Raw genomic sequence first — 24,491 nt, forward strand, 5'->3', positions numbered from 1 at the left:
CTTTCGTGGCCTCTATCACTTCTCCGTCGCTCACTCACAGGGTCAAGCCCATGACCTCATTGCCTACTTCACTGACCCAGCCAATGCTGACCTCGGTACGGCCAAAGCCCGGCGTAAAAAGCCTCCTAGGCTTACGTTCGACCCCGCACCAACTACCTTGACATCTGAAACCTATGCTTAAGTTGTCACCATTGGGTTGAGGCATAAAGCAGTAGTCATTTGGTAGATCAGCGGTAATAAAGTGACATGACCAGCGCAGAAACTCTGAATCTTGTAACAACGGTTCGACAAGGGTTTCAAGAGATGGGGCTCATTTTCACACTAAGTGGTGCCAACACCACCCACCCTTGAAATGCTTATTGTGTAATTATACAATTGACTAAAGACATAAATTTAAACTATTTTGACTTCGATCTGAACGAACTTCTCCTGCTAGTCTTTAATCTACAAGGGCTTGAGCCTTATTCAGATCTCGCTATACTCTGGCTTAATTAATTTCCTACGTCTTTAGCTAATTGTATAATTGTGTAATTAGGTGATCAATTCATGCTGACACTAGCGTCCCTTTCTCTATCCGGGGGGCAGGGCAAGACCACGGTGGCTGTCCTGCTGAGCAAGTACCTGGCCCGTGCGGGCTATACCGTGCTTGTGGTAGATGCAGACCCCCAGAGCAACCTGACTACGTTTTTACAGCATGAGGTTGCAGCCGATCAGCCAACCCTGCTAGAGCTTTATCGCAAACAGGTAAGCCTAGAAGATGCAACCTACCCGACAGCAACCAAAAATCTCTTCCTAATTCCGTCCGACGATGGGCTAGATCAAGTTCAGGAGTACTTGGCCAGCTCTGGGGTAGGGGCTCTGGCTTTGGGTAAACGGTTAGAAGCCGCCAAGGGATCTTTTGACGTTGTAGTGATCGACTCCCCACCTCAGCGGAGTCAGATTTGTAAAAGCATCATCGGGGCTGCGGATCAGATCGTGATTCCCTGTGAGGCTACGGTCAAGGGATATGGTTCGCTGATTCGTACAGCGGAAGCTGTTCGCGAATTAACAGAGGATGGCGCTTCTGACGCAAAAGTCTTAGGCGTAATTCCCTTTCGAGATCGCTGGGTAGGCCGCTCTCGCACCAAAGAGAGTGACATGGTCATTAGCGAAATGGCAGGAGAGGTTGGAGAGAACGTGATGCTGCCTTCGATTCGAGAGTCAGAAAAATATAAGCAGGCCATCAGCCAAGGTGTTCTCCTAGAAGATCTAGGCCATCCAGATCTGGCCTATCCCTTTGAATCATTGATTGGTCGTATTCGGGAGGTGCTGAAGTGAGTGATGGACAAGATATGTTGGCTCGTATTAAGTCTCGGAGTCAGCGGCCTAAGGTAGCGCGAGACACATCTCTAATTTCATCTGCCCAAGACTCCCGGGCTTTTGAAGCAGTGGCGATGGAGCCTTCACCACCGGCAGCAGATGATCCAGCGCATCTTCAGGAGCCCCCCAAAGTGACTGCTGAAAAGCCTGGGTTTGAAATACTTTCTATGGAAGACCAGCTAGGGCAGTTGATTCAGGTCGCACCTCGGCGCAACATCCGTCTAGAAGAAAACCTGGATAAGGAGATTGAGCGCTTTGTCCAAGACCAGGATTTGACTATAGATACGTTGCTAGAGGCTTGCTACCTCATCCTGCAAGAGGATTCTGAACTGCAAGCTCGCGTTGTCTCCCAGGCTTTAGAAAGGCTGGCTGAGCGCAAAGAAGCGGGCAAGCTACGCCGGATCTACAGCCAAATGCAAAAGCTCAAAGGATAGGTAACATTATTATACAATTATCTAATTACACAATGAATACCTTATGTATATAGCTTTTTGTATAAATAGTGGATTGAATAACAAATGGTGGAGGTAACTCAGCACCATAACTCAGATTCCGTCTCACTATTCCAGTTCTGAGACTGTGCAACGAAAAATCAAGGGTTTCCGGCTGTCTCACCTGAGACGCCAACCCGTTCCACGAGCCAACACCCCTAAAGGCTTTATAAACTTGGGATTTCTACTCTACAGAATTATCATACTGTCTAGTAAAATAAAGGAGGCACACAACGGATCCAATGAGCACGAACGGCCAGGCCAAGGTCTTAACCCACGATGAAATTGCCCGGCTGTTTGCAGCGATGGGCTCTCCCCGCGATCGGGCGCTGTTCGGCATCCTGCTCTACGGCGGGCTGCGGGTGAGTGAGGGGATCTCACTTCGGCCTGGCGACATCAAGGGCGATGTGCTGGTACTGCCGGCCAAGGCGACCAAGGGCAAGCTGGCCACCCGGCAGATCGATATCCACCCCAGGCTGGCGGCGCTGCTAGCGGCCTATGACAACGGCGGAGCTGAGTATCTGTTTCCGGGTCGGCATGGTCGGGGGCGATTGGCTCGGTCGTCGGCGGATTGGCTGCTCGACCAGGTGCTGGCCTATGCGGGGCTGGACGGGTTGGGGATTAGCACTCACTCATTCCGGCGCACGGCTCTAACCAATTTGAGTAATGCGGGTGTGCCCCTGCGGGTGATTCAGGAGATCAGCGGGCATCGCAGCTTGGCCAGCTTGCAGCGGTATCTGGAGGTGAGCCCTGAGCAAAAGAAGAAGGCGATCGCGGCCCTAACCTATTAAGCCAGCATGCCACGTATCGGCTGTGTGGTGACAATTCTGGCAATGGACTGTGATGTGAGTTCCCTCAGCTATAAGCGCAGCTCGCAGGGGTGCTATACGCTTGTTAACTGAGCAAATACACACACTTGGCGCTACACCGTTTAGCTGCTCCGAAAACCTTATTGGCCAGACCAATTCTTTATATGAGTAAGCGATGAACCTTATGGCAATTGATTAAGGCGAAGGGTGTCTTGGGCATAGCTAACAAGTGCCCTATGCCTATGTAAATGAGCAGTTCGTCCTTTTGGCCAATTATCTATTCCGAAAGCGGTTCGACCCTCAGCTAGTGCGGCTAGGCAGGTTGGCGAGCGCTACTGTAAGGACGACCCCTGTGCCTACTTGATTAAGCTTCGTTATTACGGAGAGCTGCTAGCTCAATTAACCGTTGCCAAGGCAGAGCTGTATGAAGACACCCATAAAAATCAGGTTGACCTGCTGCGCCGTGCGCGATCGCCGCGTTTGTCTGTGACATGTTACGGATGAGCGCTGTCGCTACTGTGGCGGCTCTTGGAGCATCTCTGTGCCACCGTCAGTGCCCATTGTTATTTGCCCATGCTGCAAAAAGTACTCCTTTACTGGGCGACCATCGCTGAGCTAAAGCCAATGTCAGCCTATTTCTTGACGATAAATGGTCATCTAGGCTTTTTGACTTCACTAAAAAAAGAGCTAGAAACTCAAAGAAACTCTAATTTTTCATAAGTGATTTGTATAGACCTAGAAAATAATTTTATGAGTAAAAGACCTAGATAAATCGAGATGTATCTCGGTTTACAATCCCCAACTAAGCTTGGTGGAATAAATGTCTTCAGATGAGTTGATGTAGGTAAAGCTATGCGCTACTTGCTGGGTTGGTCTCGGACTAAAATTGCTTCAGGTTTATTAGCAACCACGATGATTTTTATGGGAGCCTGTTCGTCAGGTGAAGTTAGCTCCAGCGGTGAATCATCTAGTTCAGGCAGCAATTCTGGCAAGGTCATTCGAATCGCTATTGGCACCCAAGATCAGGTGATCAATACTGCCGTAGGTGGGGCCACAGTGCGCGAGCTAGAGCTTTTAGAAAAACACTTGCCCACCGATGGTAAGTATGAAGGCGTTAAGTACGATATTCAGTGGTCTAGCTATACCTCTGGTCCACCAATTACCAACAAAATGTTGGCCGATCAAATTGATATTGGCCTGATGGGTGACTTTCCGGCGACGATCAATCTAATCAAGTTTCAGCAAGAAGCTGCCGATGCCGACACCATTTTTATTGGCACCCTAGCCTACAGCCCTAACGGGGCAGGCAATGCCGTCGTAGTACCTAAAGATAGCGATGCTAAAACCTTAGCTGACTTAAAGGGCGGCACCGTATCCGTTCCCTTTGGCTCGGCGGCCCACGGCATGTTGCTCAAAGCGCTGGCCGATGCTGGGCTTGATCCAGAAACTGATGTAGAACTGATTAGCCAGGCCCCCGAGGTGGGCGGTTCTAGTTTACGCACGGGGCAAATCGATGCCCACGCCGACTTTGTTCCCTTTGGCGAGCTGTTTCCCTTTCGCGGCTTTGCAAGAAAGATTTTTGACGGTGCTCAAACTGGCGTGCCCACACTCCACGGCATCACGGTGCGCTCTGACTTCGCTGAGGAATATCCAGAAATTGTCGTAGCCTATTTGAAGGCTGTACTGGAAGCCAACCAGATGTTTCAAGATGATCCAGAGGGTATTTCTGCCCAGATCGAAGAGTGGTCAGGCGTTGAAAAAGAAGTGGTCTACATGTTCCTAGGCCCTTCTGGTTTACAGACTCTTGATCCGACTATTGGAGAGGTGCAGGTGAGCACTCTTAAGAACAGTATTACTACCCTCACCAGTCTTGGTAAAATCGAAAAACCTGTCAACCCAGAGGAAGTCGTTAATTGGATTGATGAGAGCTATCTGCTCACCGCCATGGAAGAGCTGGGGCTGAATTATGACGAGGTGATTGCTACCGCTGAGGCCTATCAAATTACCGGCAAAGATGCCCTCACCGGTGAAGCGATTGAAGATCCGAAACTGGCGGCTCAGTTTTGGGTACAGGGGGAGGAGACCGTGACCAACTTTGCCTCGATCGCCAATATGGTCAAGGCGCTGTCTGCTCTCCAAACCGAGGGCCAAGCGGCGGATGTGATGTTCGTTCACGACTACAACAACGGTTGGAAGCTGTTTGCAGAGAACGCCTACTTTGTCAGCAACGGAGACGAGGTGGCGGCCTTCTTAGTGGAAGCTGATGCCCAGACCTATGCCTCATCTACTGGCGGCCAAATGACAGCCTTTAGGGGGCTACAAGACCTCTATGCCGATCGCCAGCCCGTGCTAGTCGGTGCTCAGCAGTAGCGGCTTTGATTCACCTGCGCCACGGTAGGGCAGCGGCCCTATCTATGCTTTGACACCCAGTTACTCTCACGGCAATGCCGCTGCACCTAGGGGGGCTTTGCGTGGGTCATAGGGAGCAGAATGGCGCAATCTGCTTGTCCTATTGTGGCTTCCAGCTAATACGTATTGATGTGATTGAGAGGCAACCCATGGCGGTTTCGGTTTCACGGGTAGGTAATCCGCGTTGGTTAAATCAGCTTGGTGATGTTTTTAGTGTCATATTTTTAGCCAACCGTTCGGCTCGGCGGCTGCTGTCTCTGGTTCTGTTTTTTGGGGTCTGGCAGCTGCTGTGCGCGATCAATCTCGACTTTTTCATCAATTTTCAGTTTGTGCCATCTCCAGTGGAGGTGTTGAAGGCAACGCTGACATTTTTTGCCTCTGGCCCTTGGGTGCATTTTCGCTCTAGCATCATGCGGGTGCTGATCGGCTTTAGCCTGGCAGCCTGCTCGGGTGTGCTGCTTGGAGTGTTGATTGGCTGGTTTGCGGCGGTTGAAGATCTGCTGCTGCCGCCCCTAGAGCTGCTGCGCCCGATCCCAGCAGTAGCGTGGATTCCGCTGGCGATTTTGATGTTTCCCAATGCCGAGAGCGGCATGGTATTTCTCACTTTTGTGGGGGCATTCTTCCCAATTTTAATTAGCACGATTAACGGGGTTGAGAGCACCCTCAGCGATACGGTGCTGATGCGGGTAGGGCAGTGTTTGGGGGCTAAACCCTGGCATACCTTCAAAGATATTGTGGTGCCGGGGTCGCTGCCCAGCATTGCCAGCGGGCTGACCATCGGCATGGGCAATGCTTGGTTTTGTCTAGTGACGGCGGAAATTTTGGCGGGCCGCTACGGCATTGGTTACATCACCTGGGAATCTTACGTCACCTCTAACTATCCGCCGATTGTGATGGGGATGCTGCTGATGGGGCTGATGGGGGCGTTTAGCTCTTGGGCCGTGAGCCGAGGCATGGGGGCGCTGATGCCTTGGCGGGTAGTGAAGAAGCAAGGCAGCGCCTAGGTTTTGGGGGAGTTTTGAGTTTTGAATTCTCAGTATTAAGAAGGAACGACCAGACGTGATGATGACGCAGCTAGAGCAACGGCAGACGGTCAAAGGCGCGGTGCAGGTGGAGGGGCTATCGGTCACTTTTCGCAGTCGGGGCCAGGATGTTCATGTGCTGAATCAAATTCAGCTAGGCATTAAACCGGGAGAGTTTGTCTGTTTATTGGGGCCTTCGGGATGTGGTAAATCGACGTTGCTGAATGTGATTGCTGGGTTTATTAAACCGACGGCGGGCTATGTGATGGTAGATCAGGCTCCAGTTAAGCGACCAGGGGCCGATCGCGGCTTTGTGTTCCAGCAATATTCGTTGCTGCCCTGGAAGACGGCGTTTCAAAACATTGAGCTGGGGCTCAAAATTCGCGGCATGGCCAAGGGCGATCGCACCGAACTGGTTCATGACTACCTCAACCGGGTAGGGCTCTACAAGCACCGCAACAGCTACCCCCACCAGATGTCAGGGGGCATGCAGCAGCGGGCTAGTATTGTGCGGGCGCTGGTCAACTCGCCCTCGGTGCTGCTGATGGATGAACCCTTTGCGGCGCTGGATGCTCAAACCCGGCACATGATGCAAGAGCTACTGCTGGATATCTGGGAGGACCTGAAAACTACGGTAATTTTTGTCACTCACGACATTGAGGAAGCCATTTTTTTGGGCGATCGCATCTGCATCATGGGAGTGCAGCCGGGGCATATCAAGGCCGAGCTGCCGATTGGCCTGCGTCGCCCCCGCCACTTTGACGACACCCTCTCGGCAGAGTTTGTCAATCTGCACCGCCAGGTGTTTGAGTGCATCCGCGAAGAAACCATGAAGAGCATGGAAGGGTGCCTGTAGGGGCAAACGCCGTTTGCCCTGTCCAACGGGGAGCAAACAGGATTTGGTGCTAAAGCGACGCGATCGCCCGTTCTAAAAACTCGGGCTGCATCCAGCGGTCGAGGTTGATTTGGCCCAGGTGCTCTTGTCCGGCAATCTGGCCTAACTGGTGGATGTGGGCCTGGAGCCAATCGGTGCGTAGCTGGGTCTCGGGCAGGTAAACCACATCGGCGCGATCGCTGGAGCTGGAGCGCAAAGTTTTGGCCACAATGGCGGCATCCATCTTTACCCAGCGGCTGACCAAGGTGATGGCCATGGGCTGGTTGGCATACCAGTACTGGGCGGCCAGCAGCGCCCGCAGATAGGCCACGGCAATTTCGGGATACTGCTCAGCCAGGGCGGCGCGAATCACTACCCCGTGGAAGGTGGGCAACCCGTCAAGGTTTTCGTGCAGCAGGCGGCGAAACTGGCCCCTGTGCTTGGCAATTTCGTGAAAGGGGGCGAAGTAAGCGTAGCCATCCACTGGGGAGGTACTACGGCCCGATCGCTGGGGGCCCGTGCTGTCAATGGAGGTGAGGGTGACATCATTGAGAATTTGCCGGTGGTGGAGCGATCGCATCACCATGCCGTGGGCCGCCGAGCCAAAGGGCACCGCAATCACCCGCCCTGCTAAATCATCAATACAGTCGAGGGTCGAGTGCTGCGGCACAATGATGTCGTTGCCGGTGCCATCTAGATTGCTGGCCACAAAGCTGATTAAGCGGGTACCCGTCGCCGGGGCCGTGCTGTCAGCGGGAGCCGCGCTGAGCAGCAGTGGGTAGTCGCCTAGCACGCCAATGTCGATCTGCTGAGCCTCTAGTCCGGCCACAATCGGTGCCCCAGAATCGTAGTCAGACCAGCGCAGCCGATATTGCACCCCACTGTAGCGACCCTCGCGGGGTAAGAAATGCTCCAGCAAGCCCAGCCGCTTGATAATTAGCCCAGCCGTAACGGTTTGAATGGTGCGGTTTTGGGTGCCGATAGTGAGGTTGATGGTTTCCGTGCCGCTGGTAGCACCAGAGCGCACCAAAAAGTTATGGGCCTGGAACCGGGGCACTTTCTCTGGAGTTTCAGTTAATAGTGTCGTCAATGGGTTGGAGGAAGACGAGCCTTGGGAGAGCATGGCCTGAGTAACACCAGGCCGGCCCTGCACCATGGCCACAAACTGACGAATCGGCTCTATACCCAGTCCACCCCGACCAGCGGGCTGACCCATCACCCCCAATGCGCGCCCTAGGCGCTTGGCCATCAGTAAAAACAGTGGTGTGCCGAGGGCAAATTCTTCTAGGGGAATGCGGCGCAGCAGCCCGGCCTGGCATTCCATTTGAAATTCTAAATCAGAGACAAACCCCAGATAGTGACCCTGAAGCAAATAGGTACGCATCAAACTTGCCGCATCGACAACTTCGACCTGGGCAAAATCGGTTAGATTTAGCCCCAGTTCTTGCACGCGCTTTTGCAGCATGATGCGGCTAGGTACGCCCTCGGGGGGAAAGACCCAGGCCTGGTCAGCCAGCTCTTTTAAGCTCAGCCAAGGGTGCTGAGCAAGCTGATGGCTACTAGACACTATCAGCGAGTAGTGAACGGAACCAATTGCCAACCCCAAAATTTCGTCAAAATTTGAAAAACTTAGATCTGAAACAGCAATATCGACTTCGCCAGTCTTAACGGCGCGATACAGCGGCTCAACCGCGTCAAACTGCAAACACTTGGTCTGAACATCAGGATAAGCCCGACGATACTCGTACAGCATCGACGGCAACCAACTACTTAACACATCAGGCATACAACCAATTTTTAAGGTGCTGAATTTTCCTTGTTTAATCTCTTCGATTTCAGCTACTAAACGGGTTTCTAAATCTACCAGGCTAGGACCCTCTTCTAGCAGATACTCGCCTACCCGAGTGAGCTCTATGCGCCGCCCTAAGCGCCTGAATAGAGGAGTTTCAAGGTTAGATTCCAGACACTTGATTTTGGCACTTACCGCTGGCTGAGTCAGATTTAGCGTATCAGCAGCCTCCGTAAAGCTCAAGCAGCGAGCGACTTCTAAAAATACTTTGAGCTGGTAAATTTCCATATCGCTTTACTTGCTTGATTTGCCTTGAAAGTTAGGTTTAAGTCTGCGATCGCCTCTCAGTCAATCATACTCCTTTCCAATCCATAGAAAATATTATAGATGCTTATTTTTCACCTTAGGGAGTTCTTAAAAATATCTAGAACAGTAACTTTTTTAATCTCATTTATTTTTTTAATGAGTGTATAGAAGGCTGTGATGGATAAACCGTAGCTATTGCTACAAACCGTATTGATTGACCTTGGGAAGCTCCCTTAAGCTACATATCAAAGGCCCAGAAGCTCAGGACTAGTCGTTGACTTTTAAGCATTAGCTAGCCTCAGTATTTCAATTTCACTGCCGTTTAAACCAAGGACGTGGTTACGTGAACATTCAGTATCTTAAAACTGATTTTCTAGTCGTCGGCGGTGGCACCGCTGGCACTATGGCAGGCATTAAGGCGAAGCAGGCCAATCCCGAAGCCGATGTGCTGATTTTAGAGAAGGCCAACATTCGTCGCAGTGGGGCGATCGCTATGGGCATGGACGGGGTCAACACCGCCGTCATCCCCGGCAACTCGACCCCCGAGCAGTACGTGCGCGAAATCACCATCGCCAACGACGGCATTGTGAACCAAAAAGCCGTCTACGAAACCGGGCGGCTGGGCTTTGAGGTGATTCAAGAGCTAGAGAGCTGGGGCGTCAAATTTCAAAAAGACCACGAGGGCAACTACGACCTCAAGCAGGTACACCGGGTGGGCAAATACGTGCTGCCTATGCCCGAGGGCAAAGACCTGAAGAAAATTCTCGCCCGCCAGGTGAAGCGCCACAAGGTCAACGTCACCAACCGGGTGATGGCCACCCGCGTCATGGTGCAAAACGGTCGCGTCACCGGGGCGGTGGGCCTCGACGTGCGCAACGGCAATATGGTGGTGATTCAGGCCAAAGCCGTCGTGCTCTGCACCGGAGCCTGCGGTCGCCTGGGTCTACCCGCCTCCGGCTACCTCTACGGCACCTACGAAAACCCGACCAACGCGGGTGACGGTTACTCCATGGCCTACCACGCCGGAGCCGAACTGACCAACATCGAATGCTTCCAGATCAACCCGCTGATCAAAGACTACAACGGCCCCGCCTGCGCCTACGTGGCCAGCCCCTTTGGTGCTTACACCGCCAACGCCGAGGGTCACCGCTTCATCAACTGCGACTACTGGAGCGGCCAGATGATGCTGGAGGTCTACAAAGAGCTGCACTCCGGCAAAGGCCCGGTACACCTGAAGATGTACCATCTCGACGACGACACCATCAACGAAATCGAGACCATTCTGTGGGACAACGAACGGCCCAGCCGGGGCCGCTTCCACGAGGGCCGGGGCGAGAGCTACCGCACCCACGGCGTCGAGATGAACATTTCTGAAATTGGTCTGTGCAGCGGCCACAGCGCCTCGGGCGTCTGGGTGAACGAGCGGGCCGAAACCACCGTTCCCGGCCTCTACGCAGCGGGCGACATGGCCAGCGTGCCCCACAACTACATGATTGGGGCCTTCGTCTACGGTCGCATCGCGGGCGAAAACGCCATGGACTACGTGCGCGACCTGGAGCATGTGGAACCCGACCCCGACTTTCTCGCCGCCGAACAGGCCCGCATTTACGCGCCCCTGCAACAGCCCGACGGTGTGCCCCACACCCAAATCGAGTACAAGCTGCGCCGCCTGGTCAACGACTATCTGCAACCGCCTAAGTCGCCCCACAACATGGACATCGGCCTGCAAAAATTTGTCGCCTACGAAGACACCCTCGGCCTAATGGGTGCCCGCGACCCCCACGAACTGATGCGCTGCATGGAGGTACACTTCATTCGCGACTGCGCCGAGATGGCCGCTCGCGCCTCCCTATTCCGCAAAGAGACCCGCTGGGGCCTCTACCACTACCGCCTCGACTATCCCGAAAAGAACAACGAAGAATGGTTCTGCCACGTCAACCTGAAGAAAGGCGAAACCGGCCACATGGAGCTGTTTAAGCGCGCCGTCGAGCCCTACATCGTTGATGTCGATCTAGTCGAAGAAGTTTACGATGTCGCCGTTCGGTAAAAAAGTGATGGATTGGGGACGTTTTGAGTTTTGTCCTATGGATTAAAGTTCAAAATTCAAAATTCACAGTTGGTGCTTCTTTCTGATTTTGCATTGATCATTTTGAACCCCCACCTATTCCTCCTCGCCTATTAACCTATCTATTTCAAAGAAAAACCATGGCCTTAACCTCCCAACGCGTTGACGTACCCGTAATTGTCGATGAATCGAAATGTCTCGAAAAATGCAACGCCTGCATTGAGGTTTGTCCTCTGGACGTGCTGGTGAAGAATCCTGAAACCGGCAAAGCCTACATGAAGTACGACGAGTGCTGGTTCTGCCTGCCCTGTGAGAAGGAATGCCCGACTGGGGCAATTACGGTGCAGATTCCGTTCTTGCTGCGATGAGGACGAGAGATATCGGTGAGGTAGGTGTATTGCTGCGCGAATGCACCCTACCCGTCTAACCTTCTCACTTCCCTCCCCCCTGCCGTCATTTTGGAACCCTTGCCCATGTACACCACCGATATGGACCCCGAAGTTGCCCAATGGGTTGAGCTGCTGCGATCGCCCGATCTCGATAACCGCCTGGTCGCCGTCAAGACCCTGCAACACCTGGGCGACGAAGATGCGATCGAGCCCTTGATTGGCGCACTCAGCGACGAAAACCCCACGGTGCAGGAGATCGCCATCACCACCCTGTGGGAATTTGCCAACCCAATCGCCATCAACCCGCTGATCGAGTGCCTCAGCTCGCCCCACGAGAATGTACGCAGCGAAGCGCTGTCGGCTCTCAAAGAGCTGGTTTCCACCAACGACCTGATGAGGCTACTCGATGTGTTGCAGGTGGGCAATGTTCACGCCCAGCTCAACGTGCTGGTGCTGCTGCGCAAAATCCACGATGCCCAGGCGCTGCCGTACGTCATGCCCTTCTTTGAGTCGGAGAACCCCGAGCTGCGGGAGGCGGCGGTGATCACTCTGCGCTACCTGAACCAGGTGGTGCGCTGCGAACCGGCCTTGGCCCTGGCAAAAGATCCTAACGAGGCGGTGCGGCGGGCGACGGCGCTCACCCTGGGCCACCTCAGCGATGCGGCGGTGGTGCCTCTGCTGTGCGAGCTGCTAACCAGCGATGAGGACTGGCAGGTGCGGCGCAATGCGGCCCAGTCGCTGGATATTTTGGCGGATCCTGTTGCCGTTGAGGCTCTGGTCAAAGCGATGGATGACTCCGAATGGCAGGTGCGCAAGTTCACCGCCCGCGCTCTGCAAAAAACTCCGGATATTCAAGCTCTGCCGGTGCTGATCAAGTCCCTAGCCGACGAATACTCCGACGTACGGCGCGATGCGGCTACTGCCCTGGGCAAACTGGCCGACACCAACGCCCTGCCCGCCCTGCAACAGACCCTCAACGATCCCGATATGGACGTGCGGATTTTCTCCCAGCGGGCGATCGATGCGATCCAGAAGTCTCAGCCAGAAACCTCTAATGTCTAGCCATTCCTCTCCGTTTCATCGCGCTGCTGAAGCCCCCGCTGAAGTGGCTCCCAGTGCTGAGGCGATCGCCCGCAAGGCCGAGGTGATTGCCCAGCTCAAAACCCTGCGCGAGCCCACCCTGGGCAACGATCTAGTCAGCCTGGGCATGGTGCGCAATCTGCAAGTGGTCGATGACTACGTCTACCTGCGGCTCTACGTTGGCCGTCATCAGCTGGACCTGCAATCTCAGGTGCAGGAAACTCTGGGGCAACTGCCCTGGTGCAAAAAAGCCTACGCCCAGCTCTGCACCATCCCCGGTGTGCGCACAACCCTGGCGGTGTCGAGCGGCAAGGGCGGCGTGGGCAAATCGACCACTGCCGTCAACCTGGCGGCGGCCTTGGCCAAAACCGGGGCCAAGGTGGGGCTGCTCGATGCCGACATCTACGGCCCCAACGTGCCCCAAATGCTGGGCCTAGGACATTCGGAAGTCCGTGTGATCGACACCTCCGAGGGCCAGCGGTTTGTGCCCCTGGAGGCTCACGGCATCAAGCTGATGTCCGTTGGGCTGCTGGCCAAAGGCGACCATCCCTTAGCCTGGCGCGGCCCGGTAATGCACAAAATTCTCACCCAGTTTCTCCACGAGGTAGCCTGGGGCGAATTGGACTATCTGCTGATTGACCTGCCCCCCGGCACGGGCGATGCTCAGATCACCATCGTGCAAGAAAGCCCGATCTGCGGCGTGGTGATGGTGACGACCCCGCAGCAGGTAGCGGTTTCCGACGTGCGCCGCAGTGTACACATGTTTCGCCAGGTGGGAGTGCCGGTGTTGGGCCTAGTCGAAAACATGAGCTACCTGCTCTGCGGTCACTGCGGCGAACCCACGCCGATCTTTGGCAGCGGCGGCGGTGCTCAGATCGCCACTGAACTCTCGGTGCCGCTGTGGGGTCAGGTGCCCATCGACCCCCGCATTTGCGAACAGGGCGATGCGGGTGTACCCCTGCCGATGAAGCTGCCCGATGCCCCCCTGAGCCAGATCTTTGGGCAAATCGCCTTGGGCTTGAATGCGACCTTTGGCATAGCGGCGGTGGAGGAGTTGATAGCGGTGTGAAGTTGAAGGGAGATGAGCGCCACCCCCTGAATCTCACCTTTTCCGGATCCCCACCGATACCTCACTCCTGACTTAACCTGGTCAATCGGGGATCCTTTTCTAATGTTTGCACTGGCAGGAGACACGCCCATGGGCATCGAGATCTGGCTGATTAGTCTGGGGGTGGTGGCGATCGCAGGCTTTACCCGAGGCTTCTCTGGCTTTGGCTCAGGGTTAATTCTCGCTCCTGCTTTGAGTTTGTTATTCAACCCGCAGCTAGCGGTAGCGACCATTCTCCTGATCGACATGACGGCTGGGGCTGGGATAGTGCCCGGAGCTGTGCAAAAGACCAAGTGGCGGCAGGTCTTGCCTTTAGCACTCAGCGCCATCGTAATGGTGCCGGTGGGAGCGCACTTTCTGGCCCTGCTCAATCCCACCCTGCTGCGGCGCATCATTGGCGGGCTAATTTTGGGGTTTGTGCTGCTGCTGCTGAGTGGCAAAAGCCGCTACACCGACCCCCACCTAGCCTTGACCTCGGGGGTTGGTGCCCTAAGTGGCTTCTTGACCGGCTTAGCAGGCATCGGTGGGCCTCCTATTGTGCTTTACCAGATGTCTAGCAGCAACTTGGCGGCAGCCAACCGGGCTAACTTTATCGTGTTTTTTGCTCTCATCCAGCTGATTGCCCTGGGATCTTACTGGGCCAGCGGTTTGATGTCGGTAGCGGTAGGGAGCCTATTTATCCGCTTTTTACCGGCGTTTTTTCTGGGGCAGATGCTTGGGCAGCTATGCTTCAAGCGGGTTGATGAGACACTCTTTCGCCGCTTTGTTATGGGGCTATTGCTGACGGTGGCGGTGCTGGCCTTAGTGGCTTGATCTAACCCTATCAACGGTCTTTAAATCATGAAGCTATCTTCTAAGGCTGACCTAGGGGTTTCTACCCTGGGTCGGGTGACGAGTGACTGGAAAACCCAGAGCCTCTCAATTTTTCCAGGGCTGTTGCTGACGACGCTGATTGCGGGGGTGGCCCTGGGGTTAGATCGCTTGAGCGACCTACACACCCTCAATCCGTTGCTGATTGCTGTTTTGCTGGGGATGAGCTGGCGACAGTGGGGCGTGGTGCCCGCCTCCTATCGCCCCGGCGTCAAGTTTGCGATGAAGCGGGTGCTGCGCCTGGCGGTGATTTTGCTAGGCCTGCGGCTGAGCCTGACAGAAGTGCTGGCGGTCGGTTCCTGGGGCTTGGGCCTAGTTACTATCGGCACTCTCAGTACCTTTTACGTGACCTGCTGGCTGGGGCAGTGGCTCGGTGTTAACCCTCGTCTGGCCAAGCTGATTGCGGCGGGCACGTCGATCTGTGGAGCCTCGGCGGTGGTGGCCACCAACCCAGTGATCGAGGGGTCTGAGGAAGATGTGACCTACGCGATCGCAACCATTACCGGCTTTGGCACCCTAGCTATGCTCACCTATCCACTCGTGGGGACCCTGTTGCAGCTTAGCCCCCAGTCCTTTGGCATCTGGTGTGGGGCATCGGTGCATGAGGTAGCCCAGGTGATTGCCACCGCCTTTCAAAATGGTGACCTCAGCGGAGAGGTGGCCACCGTCACCAAGCTCTCGCGCGTGCTGCTGATCGTGCCGATTATTCTCAGCCTTGGCTGGCAAACCCCTCGTCCTCGCCAGACCAAGCAATCAGCCCGCCCACTCCCCATCCCCTGGTTTGTGCTGTTCTTTTGCCTCTTGGTGGGGGTCAACAGCTTGGGCTTGGTGGCGGCCCCTATCAAAGCTGTCGTACTTAGCGGCAACCAAATTTTGCTCTGCATATCGCTGGTGGCCATGGGGCTAGAGACCAACATATCTAACCTGACCCAGCTTGGCCTCAAGCCACTTTATCTAGCCGGGCTTTCGTGGCTATTTTTAGCGGCGATCAGCCTATTGATGGTTCTTCTCGGCAGTCTTTAGGTAAAACTTCCCCTCTGAGGGGCGTTGTTGCATAAATGGGGTGTTACGGACGGGGTGATGGCTTTAAGGTTTAAGTACCACCCAAAGCCTGACGCCGATGCAGTTCCGAGTCCGTGGCTGGTCTGAGTATAACGCTGGCTTGAAGCAGCGCACAGATCGACGCACGAGTGCAGATTACTGGGGCGCGACGGAAATCCGAACGAGTGCCCCAAATCCTGACCCTGTTTTGACCAGCACGAAATTCAGGCATAGCAACACTCTTGAATAAAAAACTATTGATTAGTGGGGGAGAGTTTCTGAGTAGTCATGTCAGCAGGCTTTCCAGCCTCAAGAGAATCAAGCACACGCAGATGATAGAGCAGCAAGAACCACTCATCTTCCGTCAGTTCCGACCAGCGCTTGCCCTCAAATCGGTCGGCTATGAATTGGCGAATCACGTTCATAGACCAACCTAGGCTTCTGATCTGGTTTTGAATCTGCTCGTGCAGGGCTGAGTCATAGGCAGCAGGCTCAGCCTCCTGTGGAAAAGCAAGCTCATCCCCCCGCACCCCCCTGTCCGGAGTAAAAGAGTTTATATCCGACCCCACCCCACCGGCGCAAAGCGCCCCACCCTTCATGTCTCTCTCTGAGGGGTGTAATTCCTTGATTTCTAAAGGGTCTAGCGATTCTAGCATCGCTTCAGATCTCATATTTTCAGGGGCTAGAAGGCTTGCTAGCTGGGCAATTACACCCTCTTGGTGCTCGGGGTGCCAGAGGCGGAGGTGCTTGTAGAGGGTCTGCTGGCTGACTCTGGCTGCCTGGGCGATCGCTCTAGCTCGGGCCGTGATCTGCTCTGGCAGCTCTCCCGCCTTCTCTAGGTTGGTGTAGGCAGTGCAGATGCGGTGCTGGGCGTCTTCGGTCTGCCGCTGATTAAAAGGCACCAGGTTGTTTTTAGGGTGGCTAGTGTCACGGGTGGGGGTGGTGCCTAGAGGCCAGTAGTAGCCTTCGACGGCTCTGGCCCAAGCGGTGACTTTGCGCTCGATCTCGTGCTGGTGGCGACAGTGCTGTTCGTAGCCAGGGCAATGGAGGGCGATGCGCAGGGTGTAGTCAATTAGGGCTTGGCCCTGGAGTCCCTCAAAGACACGACCGTAGCAGGCGATGGTTTTAAGCAGGTGGTTGGTCTGACCGTAGGCGGTCCAGCCTTCGGTAATCTCAAGATCGAGGTCGTGTCGCCAGCTCTCGACGGGGTGGCTGCGGCGCTTGGGCCACTTGCGGTGGTTGTCGCGGCCAATCTTCATCGCATGGCGCAGGGTGTCCATGTCTTGGTGGCCAGCTGCACCATCCCAGAGCCAAAAGAATCGGGCCAGGCTAGCACCGGTGGGGTTGAGGTCATCGTCGAGCAGACAGGAGCCGCTGCCGGGTTGGAGGGGCAGGCGATGGCCCATGTATTCGATAAAGGTTTGAACGCCGTAGGCTTTGACGTTGGGGAAAATTTCGAGCTGCCCCGCTTTCAGGCGGACTCCTTGGGCTTTGAGGCATTCTTTGAGGGTAACGGCCAGGTTGAAGGTGTTGACCAGCTCAGCAAAAGGAATGTAGAGGTGCAGGCCACCGCTCCAGCTAGAGCGCAGCAGCAGGGTGCGGGTAATGCCAATAGTCTCTAGAGCAGCACGGATTTGAGCGACCCCGTTGGCGGTGCAGTAGTCGCCGCCAGCGTCGAGGTCGAGCAGGGCGTAGCGGGTGTCGTGGGTAAAGCGAACGCCGATCAGCTGGTTGGCGTCTTGCCAGTGGTTCCAGAGAACACGGGGTCGCAGCGGGTAGGTGCTGACGGTCGTCCAGGCGGCTTTGGTGGCGGCGTCATCCGGCAGGTCAGCGCGGATGAAGTTCCAGCGGTAGTGGCCAAAGATTTCACACAGCCGCTGGCCGGTGGGGTCAGCGGGGAGGGGTTCGGAACGGGGAGCCTTACGCGACGCCTCGCCCCATCCTGTCGATGCGGTCATGGGGGCTTCTCTCTCAAAAAAGAGCAATGGGTATTGCCCCGAGAGAGATCCGGTGTTACCATAACCGCATAAGAAATTTGTGCGCGGCTTGGGACTGGTCCTCTCGGGTTTTCGCTTTTTAAAGAGCCGGTGGCATTTGCTGCCGGTTCTTTTTGCCTATTAAGGGTCTGGTCAGGACGCTTAATACTGATGGACGCGATCGCTAGGGGGTCAACCCAGCGGCGTGTCAATCATGGCCGGATCATAGTACAGCTATCTAAACCGAGCAAGGCAAACGCTAAAAATTTGACTTCATCGGTGTTTTGGGGTTATATCGGCCTCCTTACGGGCAACAAAAGACTTTGGTTACCGCTCGCTTAGCGGTAGTTGCCAAGGCTCTAGACCAGCGTCGGTTTAGCCCTGCTTCGATTAGGCGATCGGCGCTCTGGGTCATGACTTTGCCTCCGATGGAATTTCCCCATTCTCCTTAGCAGCCTCAATAGCCCGCTCAATGAGCACAGCGATCATCTGCGACATAGAGCGCCGATCTTTATGGGCCAGAGCCTTGAGGTCATCTTTCAATTCTTCTTCGATGAACGCCGTAACGGTGATTTTTGCCATTGCAACAGAGTTGGAGTCTGAAAAACATCATACTCACCTGTTCAAAAATTAAACAACTCTAACTAGTAATAAATAAATTTATTACAATCCTAACAAGATCTGTCAGGATGCGCCAAGCCGCGAAATGGCATAGGTACAGAACTGGGCCTAGTTGGCTCACTGGTTGTCGTGCCATGATGCGCCTATCCTCACCCTACGCTGAATTTTGCAGACGTTTCAGACGGTTTACCTAGTAGTCTGCCAAGCCAAAGGTGACAAGTTAAGGGGAGTTCAATCTGCTGTTTACCGCAACGCTGGCAGAGGATGTAGGCCGAACCTGCGAAGGAAGCAATTATGAATGTAATTTTGGCAGTATAGCCAGCCACCAATGGTAGCTCTGGTGTCGTGCACACAATCGCTGGTATCGGTGTCAGTGTGGAGATAGGAGCCGATCTACACCGCCCCAGGGAAGATGCTAAGCACTGAATTTGTGCTCGACGGTTTCAACGCCGCACACCTCACCTATCCGCAACCATGACTGACAACACCGCAGACCTAGCCCGCGCCCTGAAGCAGATTGAAGTCGCTACGATGGCGATCGCCGCGAGTAACCCACCCAACTGGAAACGCCCACTATCGGCCTACAAAAACGGCTGGGTGGCTGCCATCGGTGCGATCGAGGTCGCCCACGACGACCACGGCCCCACCGTCATCTGGTGGATGGGCCATCATTACACCCGCCGCAGCGGCAGTAACCCCAAGTTTGGTGCGGCGATTTGGTTCAGCCGCAGTATGGGCAAAGGCGAAGATGGCGAGGCTTCCTACGTGAGGCTGATTACCTTCGCTGACGGCCCTGCACCCACAGCAGAGCCGCTGCCTGACTACGTGGTAAAGGCTCTCGATCGCAGCAAATAGCGCGTCCACAACGGCTCAGATAGGCACCGCAATCGCCTCAACGGATATGGGTGGCTCGTACTCTGGGCCTGGCCTGGCAGATTGACCCTAATTCATTTTTTAATTATGCAATGCCGAGAAGTTTGAAGAGTGGGTTAAGGGCGGAGCGGATGGGGTAGAGTACCGGAGCGTTGGAGTAGCGATCGCAAATTGTTTAAATAGCTCGTTCATCAAGCTCTGACACATGGCTTCACGCAATTTGTCACTGACCCAATCGAGAACGTGGGGCACAGCCACCCATACCCCCCACTCGTTCTGATTAACATCAATCCACCATGAATCAATAAATTCAACAACAGGTGCTTCGATAAAAAATACCCGTTGTTTTTGGGTACGACTGCCTAAGGTTTGTTGCGATCGCTGGCTCAGCATTTCCCACCGTAGGGGTGAAAAGTAAACCAGATCAGAAGCACTGAATAGGCGATCTTCAGTGCTTACCATAGACGGGCTATAGCTATTTGAGGTGCCAGTTTTAATGATCATTCGCTTTTTTGCAGTTTGGTGAGTTGGCATTTTTAGGAACGATGTCTCTACCCATAGACTCGATCGCACTCATGCAAATATTGAGCGATCGCCCGATCTAGATCGGGCAGCAATACCCCACGTTCGCTGCTGAGCACACTATAAGCGGGGCGAGATGCCGCATAGCCAAAGCTATGGGTGGAGCAAGATTGAATGGCGGAAGCATCTAACCCAGCTAGCTGCGCTGTCTGACGGGCAAGGTCGGCCCAGGCGATCGCCCCTGGATTGGCTAGGTGCCAGATACCGCGCTCGCCATCGATCAGTAAGTCAAGGCTGGCATTTACCAAATCGGGAACATAGGTGGGGGACACGATCGCATCTTCTGCCGCTAAAAAGGGCTGACCTGCCTTCAGGGTGCGCAGGGCAACCGTCAGGAAGTTGTGATCATCCCAGGGGCCAAAGAAAGCACTGGTGCGAATCACTAAAGACTCGGGATAGTGATGCAGCACCTGCCGTTCTCCCTGAACCTTGCTGTGGCCGTAGACATTCAGCGGCGCGACGGGATCGCTTTCCAGGTAGGGCTGTTGGCGATCGCCATCAAACACCAGATCCGAGGAAAAGGTAATCAGCCCAATCTTTCGCTGGGCACAACTTTCCGCCAGAATAGCGGCCCCATCCGCATTAATGCTGCGGCACAGGTGAGACTCCCGCTCTGCATCATCGACGCGCACATATCCCGCCGCATTGATCACGGCCCACGGCTGCATTTCCGCCAGCACCTGCTCAACCATGACTGGATTAGTAATATCCATCTCCTGGCGGCTCAGCAGGCGGTAGGGAATGCCTCGCACATCACAGATGCGGGCAAAGGCTTTACCGAGGGTGCCAGTCGCTCCGGTGATGAGGAGGGGAGATGGGGTAAGGGGGTGAGGGGGTGAGGGGTGGGTAGATAGGAAATTAGCAGACTCTTCTGACGTGTGGGAAGCAGTACTGAAACAGGAAACAGGCGGATAAAACAGCCGCTCGCTCCGTTGCCACCAGCCGGGGACGGCTAAAAGGGGGTGATCGTAGGACTCGCCTTGGGAGAGGTGGCGGAGCATGGTGGCGATCGCCGTGGGCCGGGGCTGGGGCGATGGCAGAACGCTGTTGCACGGTGGGCGCACGTCAAAAACGCCCGGTTCATAAAAGCACTCGTCGCGGGTGACAAGGCTATTCCAGTCGTAGGCACCCAGGAGCGACCAGGCGGTGACAGCGCGCAGGTCTACCCCATCCTGGTGCAGGCGTTGGGCGGCATCCCAAATTTCCTTAAGCCAGCGCAGTTGTTCTTCTCGGGTGCAGCCCAGGTGAACCTCGGTGATGGCGATGGGCTGGTGGTAGCGATCCCAAACTTCCTTCAGCAAGACATCGGGGGGACAAATGCCTGCCTCGCAGACCCGCACGGCTTCTACATCGGCGTATTGATGCTGCCCGTTGCCGCCATAGGTGTGAGACGGGTAGCGATCGAGCCGTTCATCCAGGAAGCGATCGCTGGTCAAATAGCGGTTGATGCCAAAAATATCCGGTGGGCAGGGATGATCGAGAAACCACGACAGGTCAGCCTCATCGGCCCCACTCCAGCGCAGGTAATGCCATAACTCATGGTTCTGATCAATTCGGCCACAGAGCAGATCAAAGGATAGCCAGCGCCGCGCATTTTCAAAATCAACTTGATAGCTTAACAGTGGCGTACCAAAGACCTTGCCCAGGTCTTCGGTCTGCACCAGTTTCGCCGCCGGATTGATGCGACGAATGGCCTGCATAGACAGGGCAACCCCACGGCACTGATTTAACAAGGCTTGAATAAAGCTGCGATCGTCCTGGGCGTGGGGGTGCCAGTGGCCATACAACCCGCTGAAGCGAGCGGTGGTCAGGGGTTCATTAACTGGGGTGTAATATTCCAGCCAGGGATAGCGAGTAGCAACGGCCTCGGCAAACTGAGCCAGGCCGTTGGCAAACTCCGGGTCTAACAAACTGGTGTGGGGCGGGCCACTGCCGTGATGCACCAGACCCACAATGGGACGGATGCCGATATCGTCCAGGTAGGTCAACCGCTGGTCTGCCCAACTCCAGTCGGCCTGCTCTGGGCCATGGGGGGCGGTGCGTTCCCAGAGGATAGGATAGCGGATGGCCTGAATGCCCAGGGTGGCAAAGCAGTCGAGGTCTTCGATGCGGGCATCGTGACCACTGCGCTGAAGCTGATCAAAGTAGCGATCGCCCACCCGGTTCACGGTGCATTCAACACCACCCCACAGCTCTAGCTTGGGTGAAATCTGATTGACACTCATCACACACTCACTATTGCTTAACGGGCTTTACCATTTTGGTCGGCTTTGCCTGCCGCGACAGGAGCAGCGGAATGGTTAAAGCCGTTGCTAGAAGCAGCCTTAAAGGCACGATTGCCATTGCCGTTAGACCCATTAGACGTAGGCGTGATGGGTTGCTTCGCGGGTTGGCTGGCTTGCTTGGGGTGCCAAGTTGGGCGATCGGCCAGTTGGGCATGGAGTGCTAAGGCTTGAGCCACCACCTGATCCATGTTGTAGTACTTGTAGGTGGCGAGCCGCCCCACAAAGTGAACCCCCGGTTCGGCATCGGCTAAAGCTTTGTATTGCTTGTAAAGTTCGGCATTTTCGGGGCGCGGTACGGGATAGTAGGGATCGCCCTCGGCCTGGGGATATTCGTAGACAATGCTGGTTTTGGGGTGTTCCTGCCCAGTCAAGTATTTGAACTCGGTGACCCGGGTGTAGAGGTGTTCATTGGGATAGTTAATCACGGCCTGGGGCTGATGCACGTCCTGATTCAGCGTTTCATGCTTGAAGTCGAGGGAGCGATAGGGCAGCTTGCCGTAGCAATAATCAAAGAAACCATCCACCGGGCCGGTATAAATCATTTCCTGGTAGGGAATGACATCCTGAATTTCCCGGTAATCGGTGTTGAGCATGATTTTGATATTGGGATGCGCCAACATCTGCTCAAACATGCGGGTGTAGCCGTGGAGCGGCATGGCCTGGTAAGTATCGGTGAAGTAGCGATCGTCCCGGTTGGTGCGAGTGGGAACGCGAGCGGTAACGGATTTATCTAGCTCGGAAGGGTCGACGCCCCACTGCTTACGGGTGTAGTTGCGAAAGAACTTTTCGTAAAGCTCTCGCCCCACTTTGCTCACCACCACATCTTCAGAGGTGCGAATGTACTCTTTAGTCTCGGCTAGGGAGGCTAGAAATTCCTCCACCTCAAAGGCGGTCAGCTTCAGTCCGTACAGCTTATTAATGGTGTCTAAGTTGATGGGAATGGGGACTAATTGGCCATCCACACTGGCTAAAACTCGGTGTTCGTAGCGTCGCCACTGGGTAAAGCTAGACAAATATTCAAATACATCACGGGAGTTGGTATGAAAGATGTGGGGGCCATATTTATGCACCAAAATCCCGTCTTCGTTGTAGTGGTCGTAGGCATTGCCACCGATATGATTGCGAGTATCTACAATCAGAATTTTTTTATTTTCTTGAGTGGCTAAGCGCTCTGCCAAAACACTGCCAGCAAAGCCAGCACCAACAATTAAATAGTCAAACATGGGGGCACTCCTTGCGGTGAAAATTAGATCGCGAGCTGGTCAACGTTGGCTGCGATCGCCGTTGGATATTTGGTCTTAGACGGGGGAGTCTCGCGGGCGTTGGTGGCGATCGCCGCCTCAATCCGGTCATTCATAGCCTGCCAGGTCAAATCCCAGGAGGTTTGAGCCAGCCGGGCATCAACTCGGTCGAGCCAGTCTGAATGGGTTTGGCCTTGGGCGAGAGCAGCGGCGATCGCCGCCACAAACTCCGGCACCGTATCGGCAATGTGAACCAGGTTTTCGTCGCCGTAGGGCCGCACCACATCTTTGATCGAGGTAGACACCACCGGTTTTCCACCCGCCAGGTATTCTGGTGTTTTGGTCGGGCTGATGAAACGAGTCGATTCGTTGCGGGCAAACAGCAGCAGAGCCACATCCCAACCGGCTAAATAGTGAGGCAATTCTTGATAGGATTTGCTCCCTAGATAATGAATATTGGGACGTTGAGGCAAGGATTCCGAGTCAATTTTGGCGATCGGGCCAACCATAACTAAGTGCCAGTCGGGCCGAGCCTGGGCAATTCCATCCAACAACTCCAGATCTAGCCGTTCATCAATCACCCCATAAAATCCCAAACGGGGATGGGGAATATTGGCCTGATCGTGTGGCTCGGGTAGGGGCTGCCGAGCTTGGGCAAAGTGAGCCGCGTCGATGCTGCTGGGAAAGGCATGGACACTTGAATGCTGGTGCTGCTTGGCTTCGTAGAGGCTGTGTCCACCCGTAAATACGAGGTCGGCCAGCTCAAACAAACGGGCTTCCCAAGCTTGCAGTTGAGGGTGGGCTCCTTTAAAGGCGGAAAGCTCATCCATGCAGTCATACACCACGGCGGACGCAGGCAGATGATGGGTAAACGGCACTGCCATCGGCGTGTAATACCAGAGGATCGGCTGTTGAATTTGAGCCTCGGCAAACAGGGTATTCAACAACTGTTGTAGGGAGAGGGTAAATCCCTCATCGCTCAGGCTTTCGGAAATATGGGGAACAACAATCCACACCCCACAATCACGCTTGCTAATGTCGAGCCAGGAAGTCTCGTCAGGAACGGCGATCGGCTCCTCCACGACAAAAACACGGCGGGCCTGAGCACAACGGCTGAGCAAATGCTGAGGCCGCTGATAGACAAAATCCCATCGCAGATGGGAGAAACAAATCAAATCTGGCGCTCCCAGTGCTGGGGATGCTAACTCCGTACCTTCAGGCCACCGTAAAATAAGAGATGCGGCGCTTTGCGCCAAATAAGGATGATCTTCTATCGAATTCTTATCTGACAACCTTCTATT

The 24,491-nt window shown here is 54.8% G+C and carries 20 protein-coding genes and 1 pseudogene; 14 read left to right on the forward strand and 7 right to left on the reverse strand.

Annotation, left to right across the window (positions count from 1 at the left end):
• From H6G07_RS26165 to H6G07_RS23465, 7 genes and pseudogenes are all read left to right on the forward strand, one after another.
• Positions 1–181, forward strand: a pseudogene (locus H6G07_RS26165) (hypothetical protein); the annotation flags it as partial.
• Positions 182–546: 365 nt separating this feature from the next.
• The gene (locus H6G07_RS23440; RefSeq protein ID WP_073610799.1) at positions 547–1,317 is read left to right on the forward strand and encodes a ParA family protein; all 771 of its coding nucleotides are present in this window, start codon (positions 547–549) and stop codon (positions 1,315–1,317) included.
• A 14-nt stretch (positions 1,318–1,331) separates the two neighbouring features.
• On the forward strand, positions 1,332–1,793 hold the full coding sequence (locus tag H6G07_RS23445) for a carboxysome distribution maintenance protein McdB (protein ID WP_479684961.1): 462 nt from the start codon (positions 1,332–1,334) through the stop codon (positions 1,791–1,793).
• Between the two features lie 299 nt (positions 1,794–2,092).
• Positions 2,093–2,641, forward strand: a complete 549-nt coding sequence (locus tag H6G07_RS23450; RefSeq protein ID WP_073610797.1) for a tyrosine-type recombinase/integrase — start codon at positions 2,093–2,095, stop codon at positions 2,639–2,641.
• Positions 2,642–3,571: 930 nt separating this feature from the next.
• A complete protein-coding gene (locus tag H6G07_RS23455) occupies positions 3,572–5,029 on the forward strand; it encodes an ABC transporter substrate-binding protein (protein ID WP_084173605.1) in 1,458 nt (485 codons plus the stop codon).
• A 188-nt stretch (positions 5,030–5,217) separates the two neighbouring features.
• Entirely contained in the window at positions 5,218–6,072 is an 855-nt protein-coding gene (locus H6G07_RS23460; protein ID WP_073610795.1) for an ABC transporter permease, read from the forward strand.
• Between the two features lie 61 nt (positions 6,073–6,133).
• Positions 6,134–6,946, forward strand: coding sequence for an ABC transporter ATP-binding protein (locus H6G07_RS23465; protein WP_199312388.1), 813 nt, complete (start codon positions 6,134–6,136; stop codon positions 6,944–6,946).
• A gap of 49 nt (positions 6,947–6,995) precedes the next feature.
• On the opposite strand, the gene H6G07_RS23470 is transcribed toward H6G07_RS23465, so the two are convergent.
• A complete protein-coding gene (locus tag H6G07_RS23470) occupies positions 6,996–9,041 on the reverse strand; it encodes a LysR family transcriptional regulator (RefSeq protein WP_073610793.1) in 2,046 nt (681 codons plus the stop codon).
• A 361-nt stretch (positions 9,042–9,402) separates the two neighbouring features.
• Between H6G07_RS23470 and H6G07_RS23475 the strand changes: the two genes are divergently transcribed.
• The 6 genes from H6G07_RS23475 (at position 9,403) to H6G07_RS23500 (ending at position 15,594) form a co-directional block, all read left to right on the forward strand.
• Positions 9,403–11,106, forward strand: coding sequence for a fumarate reductase/succinate dehydrogenase flavoprotein subunit (locus H6G07_RS23475; protein WP_073610792.1), 1,704 nt, complete (start codon positions 9,403–9,405; stop codon positions 11,104–11,106).
• Between the two features lie 158 nt (positions 11,107–11,264).
• Positions 11,265–11,492 carry a 4Fe-4S dicluster domain-containing protein gene (locus tag H6G07_RS23480; RefSeq protein WP_073610791.1) on the forward strand — a complete coding sequence of 76 codons (228 nt, stop codon included), beginning with the start codon at positions 11,265–11,267 and terminating at the stop codon, positions 11,490–11,492.
• Positions 11,493–11,597: 105 nt separating this feature from the next.
• Positions 11,598–12,575: a HEAT repeat domain-containing protein gene (locus H6G07_RS23485; RefSeq protein WP_073610790.1), complete on the forward strand. Its 978-nt coding sequence runs from the start codon at positions 11,598–11,600 to the stop codon at positions 12,573–12,575.
• Positions 12,568–13,662 (forward strand): Mrp/NBP35 family ATP-binding protein, encoded by a 1,095-nt coding sequence (locus H6G07_RS23490; RefSeq protein WP_073610789.1) that lies wholly within the window; start codon positions 12,568–12,570, stop codon positions 13,660–13,662. The genes H6G07_RS23485 and H6G07_RS23490 overlap by 8 nt, the downstream gene beginning before the upstream one ends.
• Before the next feature lie 129 nt (positions 13,663–13,791).
• A complete protein-coding gene (locus tag H6G07_RS23495) occupies positions 13,792–14,514 on the forward strand; it encodes a sulfite exporter TauE/SafE family protein (RefSeq protein ID WP_171973096.1) in 723 nt (240 codons plus the stop codon).
• A gap of 27 nt (positions 14,515–14,541) precedes the next feature.
• Positions 14,542–15,594, forward strand: coding sequence for a YeiH family protein (locus tag H6G07_RS23500; RefSeq protein WP_084173603.1), 1,053 nt, complete (start codon positions 14,542–14,544; stop codon positions 15,592–15,594).
• Between the two features lie 272 nt (positions 15,595–15,866).
• Here the strand turns inward: H6G07_RS23500 and H6G07_RS23505 are convergent, their stop codons facing one another.
• On the reverse strand, positions 15,867–17,570 hold the full coding sequence (locus H6G07_RS23505) for a hypothetical protein (RefSeq protein ID WP_073610787.1): 1,704 nt from the start codon (positions 17,568–17,570) through the stop codon (positions 15,867–15,869).
• 429 nt (positions 17,571–17,999) lie between these two features.
• On the reverse strand, positions 18,000–18,170 hold the full coding sequence (locus tag H6G07_RS23510; protein WP_073610786.1) for a ribbon-helix-helix domain-containing protein: 171 nt from the start codon (positions 18,168–18,170) through the stop codon (positions 18,000–18,002).
• Between the two features lie 513 nt (positions 18,171–18,683).
• Between H6G07_RS23510 and H6G07_RS23515 the strand changes: the two genes are divergently transcribed.
• Positions 18,684–19,064: a single-stranded DNA-binding protein gene (locus H6G07_RS23515; protein WP_073610785.1), complete on the forward strand. Its 381-nt coding sequence runs from the start codon at positions 18,684–18,686 to the stop codon at positions 19,062–19,064.
• 99 nt (positions 19,065–19,163) lie between these two features.
• Here the strand turns inward: H6G07_RS23515 and H6G07_RS23520 are convergent, their stop codons facing one another.
• From H6G07_RS23520 to H6G07_RS23535, 4 genes are read right to left on the reverse strand one after another with little or no spacing between them, the layout of a single operon-like run.
• Positions 19,164–19,586 carry a hypothetical protein gene (locus tag H6G07_RS23520; RefSeq protein ID WP_139297183.1) on the reverse strand — a complete coding sequence of 141 codons (423 nt, stop codon included), beginning with the start codon at positions 19,584–19,586 and terminating at the stop codon, positions 19,164–19,166.
• Positions 19,587–19,633: 47 nt separating this feature from the next.
• Positions 19,634–21,889: an SDR family oxidoreductase gene (locus H6G07_RS23525; RefSeq protein ID WP_139297182.1), complete on the reverse strand. Its 2,256-nt coding sequence runs from the start codon at positions 21,887–21,889 to the stop codon at positions 19,634–19,636.
• Between the two features lie 17 nt (positions 21,890–21,906).
• Positions 21,907–23,172 (reverse strand): UDP-galactopyranose mutase, encoded by a 1,266-nt coding sequence (gene glf / locus H6G07_RS23530; RefSeq protein WP_084173601.1) that lies wholly within the window; start codon positions 23,170–23,172, stop codon positions 21,907–21,909.
• Positions 23,173–23,195: 23 nt separating this feature from the next.
• The gene (locus H6G07_RS23535) at positions 23,196–24,365 is read right to left on the reverse strand and encodes a glycosyltransferase family 1 protein (protein WP_242026963.1); all 1,170 of its coding nucleotides are present in this window, start codon (positions 24,363–24,365) and stop codon (positions 23,196–23,198) included.
• Positions 24,366–24,491 lie beyond the last annotated feature (126 nt).

This window comes from Phormidium tenue FACHB-1052, assembly GCF_014696675.1.
Classification (GTDB): Bacteria; Cyanobacteriota; Cyanobacteriia; order Phormidesmidales; family Phormidesmidaceae; genus Nodosilinea; species Nodosilinea tenuis_A.